Below are 19,935 nucleotides of genomic sequence, written 5' to 3'. Positions count from 1 at the left end.
GGAGCGACGGGCACAATGCCCCTCGAGACAGGCCCCGCGGTGCCGATGAGCGTGCCCACAGCGATTCTGCAGCTGATCTGCCCCGACCGTCCCGGTCTGGTCAGTGAGCTCTCGGGCTGGGTGGCGGCCAACGGCGGCAACATCCGCCATGCCGATCACCACACCGATGCCGGCGCGGGGCTGTTCCTCAGCCGGATCGAATGGCAACTGGAAGGTTTCGGACTGCCACGGGAGGCGATGGCGCCGGCGGTGACGGCTCTGGCGGAGCGGCTCGGTGGTGTGGGCCAGCTCCATTTCTCCGACACCGCTGCGCGGGTGGCGATCTTCGTGAGCAAGCAGGATCACTGCCTGGTGGATCTGCTCTGGCGAACGCGCGCCGGGGAGTTGCCGATGCAGGTGCCGCTGGTGATCTCCAATCACCCTGATCTCCAGGCCCTGGCCGAGGATTTCGGCGCACGTTTCGTTCATCTGCCGGTGCAGCCCGCCTCAAAGCAGGAGGCTGAGCGGGTGCAGCTGCAGCTCCTCGACGAGCACGGCATCGAGCTGGTGGTGCTCGCCAAGTACATGCAGGTGCTCAGCCCCGAATTTCTGTCCCGTTTCCCCATGGTGATCAACATCCACCATTCCTTCCTGCCGGCCTTCAAGGGCGCTCAGCCCTATCACCGGGCCTGGGAGCGGGGCGTGAAGCTGATCGGGGCCACGGCGCACTACGTGACCGAGGATCTCGACGGCGGACCGATCATCGAGCAGGCCACCGTGCCGGTCAGCCACCGGGATGACGTCGAGGACCTGATCCGCAAGGGTCGGGACATGGAGCGGCTGGCCCTGGCCAGGGCTCTGCGTCTGCATCTGCGCCGTCAGGTGATGGTCTACCGGGGTCGTACCGCCGTGTTCTCGTGAGGCAGGAGTGGCTGCAGCGCCTTGATGCGACGAGGCCCGAGGGCGCCTCGCCCCTGGGTTGGCGGTGTTTTCAGCTGGGCCTGCTGCTGCTTGCCAGTTCGGCCCTGCTGGCCGGGATCCTCCTGCTGGTGGCCCTGATCCTGGGCTGCCGCCAGCGACTGCCCTGGTGGCGTGATCGGGTCAACCAGATGCTGCTGCTGGTGTCGGCCCTGATGGTGCTGGGCTGTTTCACCGCCTCCAGCGGCTGGCTGGCCTGGGTGGGTCTGGCCAACTGGCTGCCGTTCTTCTGGGCCTTCTGGGGGTTCCAGCCCTACCTGGCCTCAGCCCCGGCCCGCCGCCGGGTGGCTCTCTGGCTGGTGGTCGGCACCGTACCGGTGATCGTCACCGGCCTGGGGCAGCTCTTCTGGGGCTGGAGCGGGCCATTTCAGATCCTGGGGGGTGCGATCATCTGGCACCTCAAGGCCGGCGGCAACCCGCCCGGGCGCCTGGCCGGCCTGTTCGACTACGCCAACATCGCCGGAGCCTGGCTGGCCCTGGTCTGGCCCTTTGCCCTGGCCGCCCTGCTGCAGGGCCGCCAGTCGTGGCGGAAGGGCCTGCCGGCGCTGCTGATCACCGTGGGCCTGGTGGCCGCCATGGCCCTCACCGACTCCCGCAATGCCTGGGGGGCCCTGGTGCTGGCGCTTCCCCTGGTGGCGGGTCCGGCCCGCTGGATCTGGCTCCTGCCCCTGCTGCTGCTGGTGCTGCTGCCCGTGGGGCTGGCCAGCCTGCCTGGGGTGCCCCCGGTGCTGCAGCAGCCCGCCCGTGCCCTGGTTCCCGGAGTGATCTGGGAGCGGCTGAGTGATCTGGAGTTCGCCGGCCGCCGGCCTCTGGCCATCACCCGGGTCAACCAGTGGGGGGTGGCCCTGCAGCTGGTGGCGGAACGACCCTGGCTGGGCTGGGGCGCCGCCGCCTTCAGTGTGATCTACCCGCTGCGCACCGCCGGCATCTGGCATGGGCATCCCCATAATCTGCCGATCGACCTGGCGGTCAGCCATGGGGCTCTTGTGGCGGTGCTGCTCGTGGGCCTGGTTCTGGCCCTGCAGATTCAGGCGGCCCGCCGCGGGATGGCCAGCGGCGCGTTGTTCGAGCGCGCCTGGTGGGCGGCCTTCCTGGTGCTGATGGCGCTCCACGCCACCGATATTCCCCTCTACGACAGCCGTATCAACATCGCCGGCTGGGTGCTGCTCTGCGGTCTGCGCGCCTCTTCCCTCAGCCTGGAGCCTCGGCGGCGGGCCTGACCCCGTCGATCGCCAGGGCCTCCTGCCGGTGACGCGCCAGGGTGGCCTTGGGCAGGGGCCCCTCCAGGTGCTCCCAGGGAAGCACCCGCTCCGGCTCCCACAGGTCATGGATCGCGTCCTGCCAGGGCGGGGGTGGCGGCAGGTTTCCCTGAGGCTGCTCGCAGACGCTGCGGTAGGCGGTCTTCCACCCCCCCTGGCTGCCGTGGCGGCCGCGCACAGCCGCGATCACCGGTGCCAGGCGCCTGTCACTGCGCGAGAGCAGGGCCTGGATCACGCTCCAGCCGTAGCTCTCGGGTCGCAGTTCAATGCCCTTGGGCTGCAGGCGGCGTGCCAGCCGTTTCAGGCGCTTCTCCGCCTCCGGTCGCACCGGCTCCCACTGGAAGGGCGTGTGGGCCTTCGGCACGAAGCTGCTCACCCCCAGGCTCAGGCGCAGTCCTGGGGTGGCCTTCTTCAGCGCCAGCAGCAGATCGGCTGTGGCTTCGATGTCCTCGTCGTCCTCCGTGGGGAGGCCGGCCATGCCATAGAGCTTCAGGCCGCTGAGCCCGCCCTCCTTCGCGTAGCGGGCGGCGGCGAAAATCTCCTCGCGGCTGAGTTTTTTGTTCACCACCCGGCGCAGCCGCTCGCTGCCACTTTCGATGGCGATCGTCAGCGATTTGCTTCCCCGCCGGGCCAGGATCCGCCCCAGCTGCGGGGTGACCGTGGCGGCCCGCACCGAACTGACACTCACCCGGGTGTCCTCGAAGCGGTCCTGGTCGAGCCAGCTCAGCAGGTCGTCGAACTGGGGGTGCTGGGTCACCGAGGCCCCCAGCAATCCCAGCCGGCGGGTGGCGCCCAGACCCGCTTCCACAGCGGGGATCAGACCATCGTCCAGTGATGGTGTGCGGAACGGCAGGGTGAGGTAGCTGGCCAGGCAGAAGCGGCAGAGTTCGGGGCAGCTGCGTACCACCTCGACCATGTGGATCGAGGGCCAGGCCGCTTCGGGGGTGATCACCGTGGAGTGGCTGAGGGTATTGCTCCGCCAGGTCTGCTTGGCCACGATCGCCGGGATGCCGGTCTCCGTGGGCTCGATTGCCAGCAGGCGGCCCTCGGAGTCGTAGCGCGGGGAGTAGAGCGCCGGCACGTACACACCCGGGACCCGGGCCAGGGCGCGCAGACGCTCGGCTCTGGGGGCCTGCCGGTGGGCGATCACCGCCTCCACGAAGTCAGGCAGCAACTGTTCGCCGTCACCCAGCAGGACGGCATCGAAGAAGGGGGCCAGGGGCTCGGGGTTGGCGGTGAGCACCGGCCCGCCCCCGAAAACGATCGGATCGTCTTCTCCCCGGTCCCGGCTCCAGAGCGGAATGCGCTGCTGCTCCAGCAGGTCCAGCAGCACCGGCCCATCCAGTTCCCAGCTGAGGGAAAGCCCGAACAGGTCGCAGTGGCGGTGGGGGGGGTCGCCACGGTCGGTGAACAGTCGCCGCACATCCAGGTCGGATCGCCGCGCCAGGGTCGCCCAGACCACCTGAAAGCCGAGGCTGGTGATACCCACCGAGTAGGTGCTGGGGAAAGCCAGCACGGTGCGCAGCGCATGGGCCGCCGGCTGGGCCGGTTCGAACAGCAGGGTTTCCTGGTCCAGAGAAGGGTCATCGGCGCAGTGACCTCCAGGCTGTCACCCCCGGGGACTGGTCGTCGCTCAGGTGGTCTTGAGCCCCTTCAGCAGGCCCATCAGCGTGGTGATGGCCCCACTGCCGCTCTCGGCGGTGGGAGGTGTGGCGCCGCCGAAGGTGCTGATCACCTGTTGGGCGGCGGCCTCGATGGCGGGCCACTTGTCGCCCGCCAGGGGCTGGATCAGAGGCCCCACTTTCCTGAAGACCCCTTCGAATCCACCCATCGTGGCCACGGCGGCCTGCATGTCGCCGGCCTTGATCTGGCTCTCGCCCTTGCTGAGGATGTCCATCAGGGGAGCCACTGCGGGGGACACGGCTGTTCTGGCGGCATCACCGGCTGCCTGCCTGGCCGCATCCCCCATGCCGTCACCGGCCTGCTTCATGCCCTCCTTGGCGCCCTGGCAGCTGCTGAGCAGGAGCGAGGCCAGGATCACTCCACCCCAGGCGGAGCGGCTCCAGAGACGTGTGGCGTTCATGGTTGAGGAGCAGACGGCCCTCAAGGTATGCAGCGGATACGGCAGCGTCCGACGGCGCGGCATTTTGTAACCTCAGCTACAAAAGGGCCGGTTCCGACTTCCCCCGCCTCAGAGCTGCCGCGGCCTCAGCGGCACCGACAGCACCGGCAGCCCGCCGACCCCCTGGCCGCTGGCACTGCGGGGGGGGTCGGGTGGGATCAGCCGCTGGAAGATCGACTGGCGATGCAGCAGCCGGGCCACCACGAGGCTGCCCAGGCTGGCCACCAGTACCGGTTTGAGCAGCAGCAGCTCCTTGGTGAGGGCGAAGGTCAGGAAGGTGGCCGTCATCGGCGTGCGCGTGCAGGCGGTCATGAAGGCCGCCATGCCGGCGAAGATCGTGGTGTTCGGGGCACTGATCCCCATCTGCTCCATCATCCCGGCCGCCGCCAGGCCCAGGGCCCCTCCGAGGGTGAGCATCGGCGCGAACAGCCCGCCGGGAGTGCCTGCGGCCGCGGCCAGACCAGTGCTCAGAAAGAGCACCAGGACGATGGCCAGGGCTTTGCTGATGTCGATGTCACCCTCCGCCACGGCCTGGCGGATGCCCGCACGGTTGATGAAATCGGCGGGCAGCAGGGCGTCGACGACACCGAGCACCACCCCGGCCGCGGCCATGGCCCCGGCCAGGGGGATGCCCAGCTGGCGTCGCCAGTTGTGCAGCCTGACCACGAAGCGGCAGTAGGTCTCGGCCCCCGCCGCCACCAGGGCCCCGACCACGAACAGCACCAGCAGGTCCAGTGGCAACACCTCCACATAGGTGGTGACCTGCCGCTCCAGGACGAACCCCCGGCCCAGATTCCAGCCGGCGCTGTGCATCCCCAGCCCGGCAAGGCCGAGCAGATCGGCCCAGGTGTCGGCCCAGAAGGTGGTGACCAGCACCAGCAGCATCACCACGGGTCGTGCCCCCTGCAGCAGCTCCTCGAGGGTGTAAAGGAAGCCGCCGATCGGCGCGTTGAACACCGCCGCGATCCCCGCGCCGCCGCCGGCGGCCACGATCATGCGCCGAAAGGCGTTGGGTGCCTTGAGCAGGCGGGCCATCATCCAGCCCACGGAACTGCCCATCTGGATCGAGGGGCCGGAGGGGCCGAGCGGAAAGCCGCTGCCGATGGCCACGATCCCCGCCACCAGCTTCACCGCGGCCACCTCGAAGCCCATCGGGATCGGCCGCCCGCGCAGGAACTGCATCACCTGGGGGACCCCCGACCCCTGGGCCGCAGGTGCCCCGATCTGCACCAGAAGACCGGCGATCAGGCCGCCGCCGCCACTGATGGCCGGCAGCAGCAGCCAGTCGGGGCCGAGCGCGAGCATGCGCAGACGCAGGCGCCCCAGCCCATCGAGCCCCAGCTTGAACAGCAGAGCCGCTGTGGCGGCCCCCAGCCCGGTGACCACCAGCGCCAGGATCACCTTGAGCCAGTGCTCCTCCAGCATCCGCCGGATGCTGGAGGTGGTCAGTCGCGCCTTCTGGGGTTGGACCCGGGTGGGGGCGTGGCGCTCCGTGCTCAGGGTCAGACCTCCGCCAGCACCCGGGCCTCCTCTTCGCTGCTCACCACCCGGCCCTGGTCTTCGAATCCCTCGATCTGATCGAAGTTGAGGTAGCGGTAGAGCTGATCGGAGAGGGGATCGATCCTGGCCGCGGCGATCTCCAGATACTCGGCCGGGGTGGGGATGTGACCCAGCAGAGCGCAGACCGCCGCCAGCTCGGCGCTGCCCAGGTACACCTGGGCACCATTGCCCAGGCGGTTGTTGAAGTTGCGGGTGCTGGTGGAGAACACCGTGGTGTTGTCATCGACGCGGGCCTGGTTGCCCATGCAGAGTGAGCAGCCGGGAAGTTCCATGCGGGCCCCGGCGGCTTCGAACTTGGCGGTGTAGCCCTCGGCGCGCAGCACCTCATCGTCCATGCGGGTGGGAGGGCAGACCCAGAGCCTGGCCTGGCTGGTGCCCGCCCCATCCAGCACGGTGGCGGCGGCGCGGTAGTGGCCGATGTTGGTCATGCAGGAGCCGATGAACACCTCATCGATCCGGTCCCCGGCCACCTCCGAGAGCAGCTTGACGTTGTCGGGATCGTTGGGGCAGGCCAGCACCGGTTCCGTCAGTTCGTCGAGGTTGATCTCGAGGATTTCGGCGTACTCGGCGTCGGCATCCGCGCTCATCAGCTGGGGATCGGCCAGCCAGGCCTCCATCGCCTGGATGCGCCGGGCCATCGTGCGCTCATCGTGATAGCCGCGGGCGATCATGTTCCTGAGCAGCGCCACGTTGCTGCGCAGGTATTCGGCCACGGTGGCTTCCGAGAGCTTGATCGTGCAGCCGGCACAGGAGCGCTCGGCGGTTGCGTCCGTCAGCTCGAATGCCTGCTCCAGCTTGAGATCGGGGAGCCCCTCGATCTCCATGATCCGGCCCGAGAACACGTTGATCTTGCCCGCCTTCGCCACGGTGAGAAGGCCCTTCTGGATCGCCACCCAGGGGATGGCGTTGACCACGTCGCGCAGGGTGACGCCGGGCTGGAGCGAACCGGAGAAGCGCACCAGCACCGATTCCGGCATGTCGAGCGGCATGGCGCCGATGGCGGCGGCGAAGGCCACCAGGCCCGAGCCAGCTGGGAAGGAGATGCCGAGAGGGAAGCGGGTGTGGCTGTCACCGCCGGTGCCCACGGTGTCGGGCAGGAGCATGCGGTTCAGCCAGCTGTGGATGATGCCGTCGCCGGGGCGCAGGGCCACACCGCCCCTCGAGCTGAAGAAATCGGGCAGCTCGGCATGGGTTTTCAGATCCACCGGCTTGGGGTAGGCGGCTGTGTGACAGAAGCTCTGCAGCACCAGATCGGCGGAGAAGCCGAGGCAGGCCAGCTCCTTCATCTCATCGCGGGTCATCGGCCCGGTGGTGTCCTGGGAGCCCACGGTGGTCATCAGCGGCTCGCAGCTGGTGCCGGGCCGCACGCCCGGCAGGCCGCAGGCCTTGCCCACCATCTTCTGGGCCAGGGTGAAGCCCTTGCCGGTGTCGGCCGGGGCCGCGGGACGGATGAACAGCTCCGAGGGAGCCAGACCCAGCTGGGCCCGCACCTTGTCGGTCAGCGAGCGGCCGATCAGCAGGGGGATGCGGCCTCCGGCGCGCACTTCATCGGCGATGGTGCTGGGCTTGAGCTCGAACCGGGCCACCACCTCACCCGCGCCGGCTTCGCCGGCGGCCCGCTCGATGGTGCCTGCGTAGGGGCGGATCGTGATCACATCACCCGAGTTCAGCGCCGAGACATCGCACTCGATCGGCAGGGCGCCGGAATCTTCGGCGGTGTTGAAGAAGATCGGCGCGATCTTGCCCCCCAGGATCACGCCGCCGCCGCGTTTGTTCGGGACATGGGGGATGTCGGTGCCTGTGTGCCAGAGCACGGAGTTGATCGCCGACTTGCGTGAGCTGCCGGTGCCCACCACATCGCCCACGTAGGCGACGGGGTGACCCTTGGCCTGAAGCTGCTTGATCAGCTCCAGGCCGCCAGGCATGCGTGTCTCCAGCATCGCCATGGCGTGCAGAGGGATGTCGGGGCGGGTGGTGGCGTGAGTGGCGGGGGAGAGGTCGTCGGTGTTGGTTTCACCCTCCACCTTGAACACCGTGACGGTGATGTCGGCGGGCAGCGTGGGTTTGGCGGTGAACCATTCGGCGGCGGCCCAGGACTCCACCACCTGCTTGGCCCAGGGGTTGCTGGACGCCAGGTCCAGCACGTCGTGGAAGGAGTCGTAGACGAGCAGGGTGCGGCTGAGGCCGCTGGCCGCCTCGGCGGCGATGGTGGCATCGTCGTGGCCCAGAAGGCTGATCAGGGCGCCGACGTTGTAGCCGCCGATCATGGTGGCCAGCAGCCGGGTGGCCTCGATCGCGCTCACCAGCGGGCTCGCGCTCAGCCCCTGGGCGATGGCACTCAACCAGCTGGCCTTGACGTAGGCGGCTTCATCCACTCCCGGTGGGATGCGTTCACTGAGCAGATGGAGGAGGAAGGCCTCCTCACCGGCGGGAGGCTGCTCCAGCAGCTGGGTGAGGGCCTGAACCTCCTGGGCGGTCAGGGGGAGGGGCGGCACACCCAGGGCCGCCCTCTCGGTCTCCGCCTGGCGGTAGCTGACCAGCAGGTCGGTGACACTCTCTGAAGAGGGCATGGCGAAACGAGGGAGGTAATCCCATTGTTTCCGGCCGAGGGCCCCTCCTCAGTCACCGTCGCTGCCAAAGATGCCGCGAAGGGAGTCTCTAGGGTGGGAGATTCGCCCACGGTTCACGACCGCTCCTGGCATGCTGACCACCTCCGACCTCCACATCGTGGAGACACGGCCGCTGGTGGCACCGGCCGTTCTCCATCGCGAACTGCCCCTGAGCCAGAGGGCGGCCCGCACAGTGCTCGATGCCCGCGAGAGGATCAAGGAGATCCTGCACGGGCAGGATTCCCGCCTCCTGGTGATCGTCGGTCCCTGTTCGGTGCATGACGTGAAGGCCGCCCGGGCCTACGCCGACGCCATCGCCGAGGTGCGTGAACGCCACCGCGACCAGCTGGAGGTGGTGATGCGGGTGTATTTCGAAAAGCCCCGCACCACCGTGGGCTGGAAGGGCCTGATCAACGATCCCCACCTCGACGGCAGCTACGACATCAACACCGGTCTGCGCCTGGCGCGGGGCCTGCTGGTGCACCTGGCCGAGATGGGGCTGCCTGCGGCCACCGAGCTGCTCGATCCGGTGGTGCCCCAGTACATCGCCGATCTGATCGGCTGGACAGCGATCGGGGCACGCACCACCGAAAGCCAGACCCACCGGGAGATGGCCTCGGGCCTGTCGATGCCGATCGGCTTCAAGAACGGCACCGATGGCAGTGCCGTCACGGCCATTCATGCCATGCAGGCCGCCTCCAAGCCCCACCATTTCCTCGGCATCAGCCAGCTGGGCCATGCCGCGATCGTCTCCACCACCGGCAACCCCGATGGCCATCTGGTGCTGCGCGGCGGCAAGGGAGGCACCAACTACCACCCGGAGGCCATTGAGCAGGCAGCCCTTGCCTTGCGGAAGGAGGGTCTCCCGGCCAGGCTGATGGTCGACTGCAGTCACGGCAATTCCAACAAGGACTACCGGCGCCAGGGAGAGGTGCTCGCCGAGGTGGCCGGCCAGGTGCGTGCCGGCTCACGCCATGTGATGGGGGTGATGATCGAAAGTCATCTGGTGGCCGGCAATCAGAAGATCCCGGCTGACCTGAGCCAGCTCGCCTACGGCCAGAGCATCACCGATGCCTGCATCGACCTGGAGACCACGCGCACGGTGCTGGAGGGGCTGGCCGAAGCGGTGGCTGAAGCCCAGTCCGCCAACCTGGCTCCGGTCTGATTGGATTAGCTCTGGCACTCCCAGAGTGAGACTGCCAGAATCATGCTTTGCAACGGGATGTTCCTGTTGAACAGTTGATTCGGGAAGGCCCACTAAGTTGCTGTTCCTTGAGGCATCCTGTGATGCATCAGGAGTTCATGCCATGTCTTATCTCCTCCAGTTCTGCGGCTTGAGCGAACCTCTCCAGCTGTTCTATCTCGAGCAGAGTGGCCATTCCAAAGAGCTCACAGGGCCCGTTTTCGCAGGCTTTCGACCGTTTCAGCTCGATGATCTCCTCAGCTGGGCCCTGGGTTCAGCCCGTCAGCGGGGCTGGGATCCCGAGAGAATCGAGACCACGGTGCTGCAGGCCTGGATGGATCGGGCCGAAGTGATCCGCCAGTGGCAGCTGCGTCTCAAGGCCGAGCCCAGCGATCGTCTGGTGGTGGCAGGCCTCGGTACTCCCACCGACTGGCAGCATCGCTGCGAGGGGATGCTCAGGGCCTGAGCGACAGCCAGCTCCAGAGCAGGCCCGTCGCCACGGGAACGCTGAGGTTGTCCAGCCCGAGCACGGCGACCTGCTCCAGCAGGGTGGCCGCCAGGCTGATCAGCACCAGGGCGACTGGGCTGGGGCCGCCGGACCCCCCCAGTTGGCGCAGCAGCAGCAGCACCATCAGGGCCATGCCGGCCATGGCTGTGGTGCCCACCACCGATTTGCGCTGCCCCAGGATCAACCAGCTCGGCGAGGGGATCCAGGGTCCCAGAAGCCCGGCGAGGCCATCTCCCAGGGCCATCACCAGCACCCCCGCCACCATGGCCCGCGGCTGCGCCGGCCAGAACAGCACCAGCAACACGGTGATGGCGGCGCCATAGGCCACTGTTCCATAGCTGTGGCGCCCCACGTCCTCGATGGCCGGCAGCACGCGGAGGCGGTGGTTCAGGGCCGCCAGCAGGGTGACCAGGGCCGCCACCGGCAGGGCGATCGAGCGATCGATCCCGGTGGCCCAGGCGATCAGCACGACCGGTCCTGTGCCGATGTGCAGCACCTTGCGACTCCACTCGGGCTGATCGGTCCAGCGCCGGCGCGTCCACAGGGCCAGGCCCAGCACAGCGGCCAGCCAGAGCGAGACCAAAGCCACCCCCATCACGGGTTGACTCCCAGCAGGCGGGACCCAGCCTGCCAGCAGCCCCGGCTCAGGCGGCCTGCTGGAGATTGCTCATCAGCCTGAGTTTCATGATCGCCTTGGCTTCGAGCTGGCGCACACGCTCGCGTGAGACGTTGATCTTGCGGCCGATCTCGGCGAGGGTGAGAGGTTCCTTGCCTTCGAGTCCGAAGCGCAGCTGGAGGATCTCCTGCTCCCGCTCATTGAGCTGGGAGAGCCAGGCGCCGAGGTGCTCCTTCTGGATGGAGCGGTCCATGTGATCCATGGGCTCGGCGCTGGCCGGATCGGCGATCAGCTCGCCCAGCGTGCTGCGATCTTCCTCGCCCCTGGCGTGGGCGTCGAGGGAGGCGCAGGGGGCGCTCTGGGAAATCAGATCCTCCAGATCCTTGATGTCCATGCCCATGGCATGGGACAGCTCCAGCCGGTTGGGCTGGCGGCCGAAGCGGTGCGAGAGCTCCCGGGTGATGCGGCGCATCTTCGAGAGTTTTTCACTCACATGGATGGGCAGGCGAATCGTGCGGGCACTGTTGTCGATGGCCCGGGTCATACCCTGGCGTATCCACCAGTAGGCATAGGTGGAGAACTTGTAGCCCATGGCGGGATCGAACTTGTCGACGGCACGCTCCAGACCGATGGCCCCTTCCTGGACGAGATCGAGCAGCTCAAGCCCCTGGTTCTGATACTTCTTGGCAACGCTCACCACCAGCCTGAGGTTGGCGGCCATCATGCGGTCACGGGCCCGGCCGCCCATGCGGATCTGATGACGCTGGCGGGGGCTGAGGGAAGCGTCGGGTAATTCCAGCAGACGCTTCATCGTCTGCACGTGGTGAGCCAGCTCAATCTCTTCAGATGCCGTCAGCAGAGGAACCCGGCCGATGTTGCTGAGATACCAACCGATGGAATCGGCGCTGAGCCGACCGCTTCCGGTTTTGGGCTGAGCCGCCCGTGCCGCTGGCTTCGCTTTCTTGGAAGCGAGGCCTGTGGCAGGGGTGGATTGCAAAGGTGTCCCCATCACCCCAGCCTCCGAAAGTGTTGTGCGCGGAATGTAGCAGGGTCAGGTGGTTGGCTGCAGCAGGAATCCGAAAAATCCCTAAAGGAGCAATGCTACTTTTCTTCATTGAGTTATCCCTGATGCCAATTGGCCAACTGGTGTAGCGATGCTTACACCTAGGGCCAGGTCGGAGTCGCGAGCGCTCAGGCCTGGGCCGTCAGGCCCGTCCGCCATTGCTTGATCAGATCGAGCTGGGCGCAGTGGGGCTCGCCGCCGGGCCGACGCTGGATGAAGCTGCCGTCGCTCTGCATGTCCCAGGCGGTGGAGTTGTCGTTCTGGTAGATGTCCATGAGGCGCTCCAGCTGGCCGCGCAGCTGCGGATTCTTGATCGGCGTCACCGCTTCGACACGTCGGTCGAGGTTGCGTGGCATCCAATCGGCACTGCCGATGTACATCTCAGGCTCGCCGGCGTTGGCGAACCAGAACATCCGGGAGTGCTCGAGAAAGCGGCCGATGATGCTGATCACCTGGATCGTTTCGCTCACGCCAGGCACCCCGGGTCTCAGGCAGCACATGCCGCGGATCACCAGCTCGATCACCACCCCGGCCTGGGAGGCTTCATAGAGCAGAGCGATGATCGCTGGATCCACCAGGGAATTCATCTTCGCGCGGATGTGTCCGCCCTTGCCCTCGCGGGCGTGGCTGATTTCCCGCTGGATCAGGGCCTCCATTCCCTTGCGCAGGGTGACCGGCGCCACCAGCAGACTGCGGAAGCTCTGTTGTTTCGAGAAGCCGGTGAGATAGTTGAACAGCTCCACCAGATCCTGCCCCAGATCAGGCTCGGCCGAGAGCAGGCCGATGTCGGTGTAGAGGCTGGACGTCTTGGAGTTGTAGTTGCCGGTGCCGATGTGCACGTAGCTGCGCAGGCGCTCTTTCTCCTTGCGCACCACCAGCATGATCTTGGTGTGGGTCTTGAGGCCCAGCACGCCATAGACCACGTGAACGCCGGAGTGCTCCAGCTGACGGGCCCACTGGATGTTGTTGTCCTCATCGAAGCGCGCCTTGAGCTCCACCAGGGCCATCACCTGCTTGCCGTTCTCGGCGGCACGGATCAGCGCCGCGATGATCGGCGAATCCTTGGAGGTGCGGTAGAGGGTCATCTTGATGGCGAGCACCGAGGGGTCGTCGGCGGCCTGGTTGATGAACTCCTCCACCGAGGTGGAGAAGAGGTCGTAGGGGTGGTGGAGCAGCACATCGCTGCGGCGGATCGCGGCGAAGATGCTTTCGAATTCCTCCGCCTTGATCGAGCCATCCCCCAGGCGGCTCTTCTGAGCCCTGGCCAGGGCCGGGGCGGTGCGGCCCTGGTGGGGCTTGTCCTTGAGCTGGGGCAGGGGGATCGCCAGCAGGCGCATCAGGTCGTCAAGCCCGAGGGGACCATTGATCCGGTAGAGGTCCGCCGAATCCACATCGGTGCCCTCCATCAGCAGATCCACCACTTCCTCCGGCATCTCGTCGGCCACCTCGAGCCGCACCACCTCACCACCGCGGCGGCGTTTGCGCAGGCCCTCCTGCAGGGCCTCCATCAGGTCGTCGGCCTCCAGATCCCGCAGCTCCAGGTCGGCGTCGCGGGTGATGCGGAAGAAGTAATGCCCCTCGATCGTCATCCCGGGGAAGAGCAGTTGCAGGTTGAAGGCCACCACCTGCTCAAGGGGCACCACGGTGTACACGGGAGAAGGCTCGCGGGTGCAGAGCTCGGTGGGAATCTCGACGAAGCGCGGCAGGGTCTTGGTGGGCACCTTCACGCGGGCGAACTGCTGCTGTCCGGTGTCGGGATCGCGGATCAGCGCCGCCACGTTCAAGCTGAGGTTGCTCATGAACGGGAAGGGATGGGCCGGGTCCACCGCCAGGGGGGTGAGCACCGGAAAGATGGCCGTTCGGAAGTAGGTGTTGACCCAGGTCTTCTGCTGTTTGTTCAGGCGTTGGTAGTCGATCAGCTGAACACCCTGATCGAACAGCGCCTGCTTGAGGTGATGGCGGTAGTGGGCCTGCTGCTGCTCCAGCAGCGGGCGCAGTTTCTGCTGGATGGCCTCCAGCTGCTGCCTGGGGGTGAGCCCGTCGTCGCTGAGGGTGGAGAGGCCTGCCTCCAGCTGCGACTTCAGGGACGCCACCCTGACCATGAAGAACTCATCGAGGTTGTTGCTGAAGATGGCGCTGAATTTCGCCTGCTCCAGCAACGGCGTGGTGGGCTCGAGGGCCTGGGCCAGCACGCGGCTGTTGAAGGCGATCCAGCTCAGCTCCCGGTTGATGTAAAGCTCCGGTGCCACGACGGGTTCATTCATCACCGGATCCATGGCTGGGGCTCTTGGGGGGAAGGTAGCAATCAAGGGCCGGGGGGCACTGTCGCGGGCTTGCTTGTCGAGGGGCTGCTGAGGGGGCCACCTCCTGCCACCAGCAGGGCCACCACCAGGAACAGGGCGATGCCGGTCCAGAAGGGGCTGGTCCTGCCCACCAGGTCATAGGCCAGGCCAGCCAGGGGCGGGCCGATGAAACTGCCCAGGCTCTGCAGGCCCTGCAGGCTGCCCAGGGCCGCTCCCTGGCCGCTGTCATCCAGCCGGCGCGACACCTGGCTGCGCAGGCAGGGGGTGACCAGTCCGGTGCCGCAGGCCAGCAGGGGCAGGGCGGTGAACACCACCGGCAGAGCCGTGGCCTCCGTGGCCAGGGGAATCAGCAGGCAGCCCACGACCACCAGCCCCAGGCCGGCCAGGCTGAGGCGCCCTTCGCCGAAACGTTGCACCAGCGGTCCGATCAGGCCGCCCTGCACCACCGTGGCCACCACGCCCACCACCAGGAAGGCCATGGCCGCCAGCTCCGGCCCCCAGCCGAACACCTGTTTGAAATAGAGCACCAGCACGGCCGTGAAGCCGTTGAAGCCCAGAAAGAACAGAAAGAAGGCCAGGCTGAGCCGTCGAACCCGGGGGTTGCGGAACACCCGCATCAGCTGGGTGAGCGGATTGAGCTCCCGCTTGCGGGGCAGGGCCAGGCGCGCGGCCGGGGGATGGGTTTCCGGCAGCACCGTGAGCACCAGCACCAGGTTCACGGCCGCCACCGCCACCGCCAGCAGCAGTGGCAGGGTCACACTCACCCCCGCCAGCAGCCCCCCCAGGGCCGGCCCGAGGATGAACCCCAGCCCGAAGGCCACGCCGATCAGCCCGAAGGCCTTGGCCCGCTTCTCAGGAGGGCTGATGTCGGCCAGCACCGCGCCGGCGGTGGCGGCCGTCCCACCGCTCACCCCATCGATCAGCCGGGCGCCGAAGAGCAGCGGCAGGGGCCAGGAGCTGCCCGCCGGCCAGGGCACGGCCAGGGTCAGGGCAAAACCGCCCAGGCCCAGCACCGAGCCGGCCACGCAGCCGGCAATCACCGGCTTGCGCCCGTAGCGGTCGCTGAGGGCACCGATCAGGGGGGTGAACAGGAACTGGGCCAGGGCGTAGCTGCCCGCCAGCAGCCCCAGGGTGCGTCCACCACTGGTGAAACTCGCCAGCAGGAATGGCAGCAGGGGAAAGACGATGCTCTCCCCCAGACGGTCGTTGAGCAGCGTCAGGAAGATGCAGAACCGCGTGGAGGGGCGAGTCCAGCCCATGGCGGCGACCCGCGACAGAGCCGTTACCTTCCCATGGGGGGTCTCAAGAGCCGAAGCCGACCGAGGAGTCTCCGCCTCCTGCCTGCAGGCGCTGATTCCCGGCTATCGAGGGGCTTGTGCCCCCGGCCTGGGGTCGCTCCCCTTCTGCTCGCTCGGATCTGGCCAGCCACCACCAGCAGCGAGGCCCTCAACAGCAGGAGGCGGACCCTGTCGCTGCTGGCGTGGCGCCGTTGACACCAGCGGGGACTTCGGCTGTGAAGGGCATCACGCTGCCGCAGCCTGGGAAGAGGCCGAAGTGGGCGCTGGAGTCGGCGCCGATGAAGTCGAGATGGGGCGCCAGCCGGCTCTGGTGGAGCATCCGGAAGGTGTTGCCGCAGACGGGAAACACCCGGCCCGTGTCCAGGCTGTGGTGCTTGTCGAAGTCGAGGCGGTGGGGGTGGCCGGGGATCGTGCCCCTGTAGATCACGGCCTGGCCGTGGTCCTCACAGGCATCCTCGAGCTCGTCGATCCGGAACAGCCGGTAGGTGGCGGAGAAGAAGCGCAGCTCACCGGTGCGCTCCGCCAGTTCCGGGTCGGTGATCTCCAGAGGGCGATCGTGCACCAGGCGCGGATCGGCGAAGCCCGCCTGGCGGGCCAGACGCAGGAAATCGTTCCAGTAGAGGGCACCGCTGAGGCACTCGCCGTAGAGCACCGGGTCGGCCTGCAGGGCCTGGGGCACCCGCCGGTCGGCGTAGACATCGGCGAAGTAGAACTCCCCTCCCGGCCTGAGCAACCGCCGCACGCCGCGCAGGACCGCCAGCTTGTCGGTGGAGAGATTCACCACGCAGTTGGAGATCACCACATCGAAGCTGCCTGGCTCCAGGTCGAGCTGCTCCAGGTCCTCGATGTAGCCCTCCAGAAAGCGCACGTTGTCGTAGCCGAAGCACTCGGCGTGAAAGGCGCGGTGGGCTTCGGCCACCGCCAGCTGCTCGGCCGTCATGTCGACCCCCACCACAGCGCCTGTGGGCCCCACCAGCTGGGCCAGCAGATAGGCGTCACGGCCGCTGCCGCAGCCCAGATCCAGCACCCGTGCGCCCTCCAGCAGGGGCGGACAGACCAGGCCGCAGCCGTAGTAGCGGGCGAGCACCTCGGGATGGAGGCGGCCCAGCAGGGGCCTGAGGGCGGCGGGCACCGCGCTGGCGTCGCAGCAGGCGCTGGTGCGCAGGTCGGCGCTGCTGGCCAGGGTGCTGCCGTAATAGGTCTGCACGGCTTCACGAACGCCCGTGCTCGGTGGTGATGCGGTCATCTCGATACGGGAGTGGACGCGGCGGAGGGGGTCGATGCTGGGGTCAATGGCCCCGGCGCCAGCTGTGGAAGCGTTGCAGCAGCGCCAGGACGCGCTGGGGGGCGTGGGCCCGTTTCCAGGCCCCGGCGGCGTATTTGTTGGCTTCCGAGAGGGTGGGGTAGGCGTGGATGGTGGAGAGGATCTTGCCGAGTCCCAGGCGCCAGCGCATGGCCAGCACGAACTCGGCGAGCAGTTCACCGGCCTGCTCACCCACGATGCACACCCCCAGCAGGCGGTCGCTGCCTGGAGGCGTGAGCACCTTCACGTAGCCGGTTTCGGCGCTCTCCACGATCGCCCGATCGAGCTCATGCAGGGGGAAGCGGGTCACCTCCACCGCCACCCCCTGGCGGGCGGCCTCCCGTTCGCTCAGACCCACCCCCGCCACCTCCGGATCGGTGAAGGTGGTGCGGGGAATCACCCGCCCGTCGACGCGGAAACGGCGGAAGGGGCCGAACAGGGCGTTCACGGCGGCGTACCAGGCCTGGTGGGCGGCGGTGTGGGTGAACTGCCAGGGGCCGGCCACATCACCGGCGGCATAGATGTTGGGAAACAGCGTCTGAAGGGAGGCGTTGGTGTCGATGGTGCGGCCCGTGGGGATCCCCAGCTCCTCGAGGCCGTAGCCCTCCAGGCGTGCCCGGCGGCCGATGGCGCAGAGCACCTGATCACAGAGCAGCTCCGAGGGCTCGGAGGCCTCGGGGCCGCCGGTGGTGATCAGCACCGCCTTCGCCGCCAGGCGGGGCTCGAAGCCCTGCACCGTGCACTGGGTGAGCACCCGCACGCCGTCGGCCTCGAGGGCCTGGCGCACCAGGGCGGCCGCGTCGGGGTCCTCGCGGCTGAGCAGCTGCGGGCCCCGCTGCAGCAGGGTGACCCGTGCGCCCAGACGGGCCAGAGCCTGGGAGAGTTCACAACCGATCGGACCACCCCCCATCACCACGATCCGCGGTGAGGCCAGGGGGCAATCCCTCAGGGCCTGCCAGACCGTTTCACTGGTGAGCAGACCGACCGTCTCGGCCCCTGGCAGATCCGGCAGCGCCGGGCTGGCTCCCGTGGCCAGCACGATCGCCGGCGCCGTGAGCCGTTGCTCCCGGCCATCGCCTCCGCTGATCGCCACCGTCCAGGGATCGATCAGGCGGCCATGGCCGCGCAGCACCTCCACCCCCAATCCCTCGTAGCGCTCGACGCTGTCATGGGGGGCCACCGCCGCCACCTTGGCGAACACCCGCTCCAGCACCTGCGGCAGCGACACGACGGGCTCGTGGGGTTCGAGGCCGTAGCGATCGGCCTGGCGCAGGCGCGCCGCCGCCCGGGCCGTGGCGATCAGGGCCTTGCTGGGGACGCAGCCGGTGTTGAGGCAGTCGCCGCCCATGCGCTCGGCTTCGATCAGGGTCACCTTCGCCTTCACGGCGGCGGCGATGTAGGCCGTGACCAGGCCCGCTGCACCGGCACCGATCACGATCAGGTTGCGATCGAAGCGGGCCGGCTTCGTCCAGGGGCGGTAGAGCCGCCAGAGCTTCCAGCGCTCCAGGGCCAGCCGTGCGATCCAGGGGAAGGCCCCCAGCAGCGCCAGCGACAGCAGCAGCGGCGGCGTGAGGATGCCGTCGAGGCTGCGCAGCTGGGCCAGCTGCGTGCCGGCGTTCACATACACGAGGGTGCCGGGCAGCATGCCGATCTGGCTGGTGACATAAAAGGAAAGGGTGGGGATCGGGGTCAGCCCCATCACCACGTTCACCAGGAAGAAGGGAAACACCGGCACCAGCCGCAGGCTGAGGAGGTAGAGCACTCCATCGCGGCGCAGCCCAGCTTCGATCGGGGCCAGGCGGGGGCCGAAGCGCTTCAGCATCGGCTCCCGCAGCAGGGTGCGCGCCAGCAGGAAGGCGAAGGTGGCGCCGGCGCTGGAGGCGAACGACACCAGCAGGGTGCCGAGTCCCAGCCCGAAGATCGCCCCGCCGGCCAGGGTCATCACCGCCGCCCCGGGCAGGGAGAGCCCCGTGATCAGCACATAGACGAGGGCGTACAGACCCGCCACGGTGACGGGGGCCCGCTCGCGCCAGGCCAGCAGGCTGCCGTGGGCGTGGCGCAGGCTCTCGAGACTGAGCCGATCGGGCAGATCCAGCACGAAGAACAGGGTCACCAGGGCCGTCACCGCCAGGAGAAGCAGCAGGCGCCCGCGGCTGGCGCCGAGCGGACCGCGCGCCTCTGAATCCCCGCTCATGCGGCCAGGGCCCCGCCGCAGCTGGAGCCGCTGCCGGCGGTGCAGCCGAAGCAGTGCCCACCCACCTGGATCGGGTCACCGGCGGGGTCGCGCCGCAGCAGATCGCGCAGGTGGGAGCGCCGGCGACCGCCGGCTTCAGCGACGGCTGCAGGGTCGCCAGCGGCGGCCAGCCCCAGCTGCTGGTTGAAATCGCAGTCGTAGAGGGAGCCCTGCCAGTCGACGCTGATCAGCTGGCGGCACATGACCTGGGTCAGGTTGTCGTCGCGGTGGCTGCGGCGCAGCAACGCCAGGTAGCCCTCCAGCTCCCCCTGGGCCCTCAGCACCGCCGCGAAGCGCTGGACCGGCATGTTGGCCAGGGCATAGAGCCGGTTGAACACCACGCCGTGATCGGCCGCCAGCACCCTCCGGTAGTCGGCCTCCAGCGGTCCCTGCTCCGGCGGCAGCGCCGCGCCCTGGGGGTTGTACACCAGGTTCAGCTCCAGGCCCGACCCGGGCTGGCCGTAGCCGAGGGCGTTGAGCTGGCGCAGGCCGCTGATGCTGCGCTGGAACACCCCGGAGCCCCGCTGGCGCTCCACGTTGTCCTGGAGGTAGCAGGGCAGCGAGGCCACCACGGTGACTCCCTGTTCGGCGAGAAAGACGGCCAGATCCTCCTGGCCCGGCTCCTGCAGGATCGTGAGGTTGCAGCGATCGATCACGTCCACGCCCAGGGCGCGGGCCTGGCGCACCAGTTCCCGGAACTGAGGGTGCAGCTCCGGTGCCCCACCGGTGAGGTCGAGGCAACGCAGACCCCGGGCGGCCAGCACCTCGGGGATCAGGGCCACGGTGGCGGCCGCCATGCTTTCGCTGCGGGTCGGGCCGGCGTTCACGTGGCAGTGCACGCAGGTCTGATTGCAGCGGTAGGTGAGGTTCACCTGCAGGGTCTCCAGGCGGCCGCGGCGCAGGGGCGGAAAGGCCATGGCC

Annotated in this window: 15 protein-coding genes; 4 read left to right on the top strand and 11 right to left on the bottom strand. The window is 68.3% G+C overall.

Going from position 1 to position 19,935, the window contains the following annotated elements; genetic code table 11:
• The first annotated feature begins 45 nt into the window (after positions 1-45).
• Together purU and I1E95_RS07230 are read left to right on the top strand one after the other, a co-directional pair.
• Positions 46-900 (top strand): formyltetrahydrofolate deformylase, encoded by an 855-nt coding sequence (purU, locus tag I1E95_RS07235; RefSeq protein ID WP_197167235.1) that lies wholly within the window; start codon positions 46-48, stop codon positions 898-900.
• Positions 897-2,177 carry an O-antigen ligase gene (locus I1E95_RS07230; protein WP_197166589.1) on the top strand — a complete coding sequence of 427 codons (1,281 nt, stop codon included), beginning with the start codon at positions 897-899 and terminating at the stop codon, positions 2,175-2,177. Before purU ends, I1E95_RS07230 begins: the two co-directional genes overlap by 4 nt.
• Here I1E95_RS07230 and I1E95_RS07225 read toward each other — a convergent pair.
• The 4 genes from I1E95_RS07225 to acnB form a co-directional block, all read right to left on the bottom strand.
• Complete coding sequence (locus tag I1E95_RS07225) at positions 2,149-3,732, bottom strand: radical SAM protein (protein ID WP_197166587.1); 1,584 nt, start codon at positions 3,730-3,732, stop codon at positions 2,149-2,151. The genes I1E95_RS07230 and I1E95_RS07225 overlap by 29 nt on opposite strands.
• 117 nt (positions 3,733-3,849) lie before the next feature.
• Complete coding sequence (locus I1E95_RS07220) at positions 3,850-4,299, bottom strand: hypothetical protein (RefSeq protein WP_197166585.1); 450 nt, start codon at positions 4,297-4,299, stop codon at positions 3,850-3,852.
• Positions 4,300-4,407: 108 nt separating this feature from the next.
• Positions 4,408-5,763, bottom strand: a complete 1,356-nt coding sequence (locus I1E95_RS07215) for a ClC family H(+)/Cl(-) exchange transporter (protein ID WP_197166584.1) — start codon at positions 5,761-5,763, stop codon at positions 4,408-4,410.
• A gap of 77 nt (positions 5,764-5,840) precedes the next feature.
• Complete coding sequence (gene acnB, locus I1E95_RS07210) at positions 5,841-8,468, bottom strand: bifunctional aconitate hydratase 2/2-methylisocitrate dehydratase (protein ID WP_197166582.1); 2,628 nt, start codon at positions 8,466-8,468, stop codon at positions 5,841-5,843.
• A gap of 130 nt (positions 8,469-8,598) precedes the next feature.
• Between acnB and I1E95_RS07205 the strand changes: the two genes are divergently transcribed.
• Positions 8,599-9,672, top strand: a complete 1,074-nt coding sequence (locus I1E95_RS07205) for a 3-deoxy-7-phosphoheptulonate synthase (RefSeq protein ID WP_197166580.1) — start codon at positions 8,599-8,601, stop codon at positions 9,670-9,672.
• A 169-nt stretch (positions 9,673-9,841) separates the two neighbouring features.
• Complete coding sequence (locus tag I1E95_RS07200; RefSeq protein WP_370594582.1) at positions 9,842-10,156, top strand: hypothetical protein; 315 nt, start codon at positions 9,842-9,844, stop codon at positions 10,154-10,156.
• Here I1E95_RS07200 and I1E95_RS07195 read toward each other — a convergent pair.
• The 7 genes from I1E95_RS07195 to arsS form a co-directional block, all read right to left on the bottom strand.
• Positions 10,146-10,793 (bottom strand): dolichol kinase, encoded by a 648-nt coding sequence (locus tag I1E95_RS07195; protein WP_197166576.1) that lies wholly within the window; start codon positions 10,791-10,793, stop codon positions 10,146-10,148. The two genes, I1E95_RS07200 and I1E95_RS07195, sit on opposite strands and share 11 nt — an antisense overlap.
• Before the next feature lie 49 nt (positions 10,794-10,842).
• A complete protein-coding gene (locus I1E95_RS07190; RefSeq protein ID WP_197166574.1) occupies positions 10,843-11,823 on the bottom strand; it encodes a sigma-70 family RNA polymerase sigma factor in 981 nt (326 codons plus the stop codon).
• A gap of 182 nt (positions 11,824-12,005) precedes the next feature.
• Positions 12,006-14,141, bottom strand: a complete 2,136-nt coding sequence (ppk1, locus tag I1E95_RS07185; protein WP_197166572.1) for a polyphosphate kinase 1 — start codon at positions 14,139-14,141, stop codon at positions 12,006-12,008.
• 41 nt (positions 14,142-14,182) lie between these two features.
• Complete coding sequence (locus I1E95_RS07180; RefSeq protein ID WP_197166570.1) at positions 14,183-15,439, bottom strand: MFS transporter; 1,257 nt, start codon at positions 15,437-15,439, stop codon at positions 14,183-14,185.
• Positions 15,440-15,626: 187 nt separating this feature from the next.
• On the bottom strand, positions 15,627-16,724 hold the full coding sequence (locus tag I1E95_RS07175; RefSeq protein WP_231594923.1) for a methyltransferase domain-containing protein: 1,098 nt from the start codon (positions 16,722-16,724) through the stop codon (positions 15,627-15,629).
• Positions 16,725-16,767: 43 nt separating this feature from the next.
• Positions 16,768-18,975 (bottom strand): FAD-dependent oxidoreductase, encoded by a 2,208-nt coding sequence (locus I1E95_RS07170; RefSeq protein ID WP_197166568.1) that lies wholly within the window; start codon positions 18,973-18,975, stop codon positions 16,768-16,770.
• Complete coding sequence (arsS, locus tag I1E95_RS07165; RefSeq protein ID WP_197167233.1) at positions 18,972-19,931, bottom strand: arsenosugar biosynthesis radical SAM (seleno)protein ArsS; 960 nt, start codon at positions 19,929-19,931, stop codon at positions 18,972-18,974. Before arsS ends, I1E95_RS07170 begins: the two co-directional genes overlap by 4 nt.
• Between the last annotated feature and the right edge of the window lie 4 nt (positions 19,932-19,935).

Source organism: Synechococcus sp. CBW1107 (genome assembly GCF_015841355.1).
Taxonomy (GTDB): Bacteria; Cyanobacteriota; Cyanobacteriia; order PCC-6307; family Cyanobiaceae; genus Regnicoccus_A.
Note: the sequence above shows the minus strand (reverse complement) of the source record. Positions and strands in the feature narration are given on the sequence as shown.

What these genes read in the sequence shown, in the direction of transcription:
- purU (WP_197167235.1), top strand. Translation starts at nt 46, where the DNA reads ATGAGCGTGCCCACAGCGATTCTGCAGCTGATCTGCCCCGACCGTCCC.
- I1E95_RS07220 (WP_197166585.1), bottom strand. Translation starts at nt 4,299, where the DNA reads ATGAACGCCACACGTCTCTGGAGCCGCTCCGCCTGGGGTGGAGTGATC.
- I1E95_RS07215 (WP_197166584.1), bottom strand. Translation starts at nt 5,763, where the DNA reads ATGCTGGAGGAGCACTGGCTCAAGGTGATCCTGGCGCTGGTGGTCACC.
- acnB (WP_197166582.1), bottom strand. Translation starts at nt 8,468, where the DNA reads ATGCCCTCTTCAGAGAGTGTCACCGACCTGCTGGTCAGCTACCGCCAG.
- I1E95_RS07205 (WP_197166580.1), top strand. Translation starts at nt 8,599, where the DNA reads ATGCTGACCACCTCCGACCTCCACATCGTGGAGACACGGCCGCTGGTG.
- I1E95_RS07195 (WP_197166576.1), bottom strand. Translation starts at nt 10,793, where the DNA reads ATGGGGGTGGCTTTGGTCTCGCTCTGGCTGGCCGCTGTGCTGGGCCTG.
- I1E95_RS07190 (WP_197166574.1), bottom strand. Translation starts at nt 11,823, where the DNA reads ATGGGGACACCTTTGCAATCCACCCCTGCCACAGGCCTCGCTTCCAAG.
- ppk1 (WP_197166572.1), bottom strand. Translation starts at nt 14,141, where the DNA reads ATGAATGAACCCGTCGTGGCACCGGAGCTTTACATCAACCGGGAGCTG.
- I1E95_RS07180 (WP_197166570.1), bottom strand. Translation starts at nt 15,439, where the DNA reads ATGGGCTGGACTCGCCCCTCCACGCGGTTCTGCATCTTCCTGACGCTG.
- I1E95_RS07175 (WP_231594923.1), bottom strand. Translation starts at nt 16,724, where the DNA reads ATGACCGCATCACCACCGAGCACGGGCGTTCGTGAAGCCGTGCAGACC.
- I1E95_RS07170 (WP_197166568.1), bottom strand. Translation starts at nt 18,975, where the DNA reads ATGAGCGGGGATTCAGAGGCGCGCGGTCCGCTCGGCGCCAGCCGCGGG.
- arsS (WP_197167233.1), bottom strand. Translation starts at nt 19,931, where the DNA reads ATGGCCTTTCCGCCCCTGCGCCGCGGCCGCCTGGAGACCCTGCAGGTG.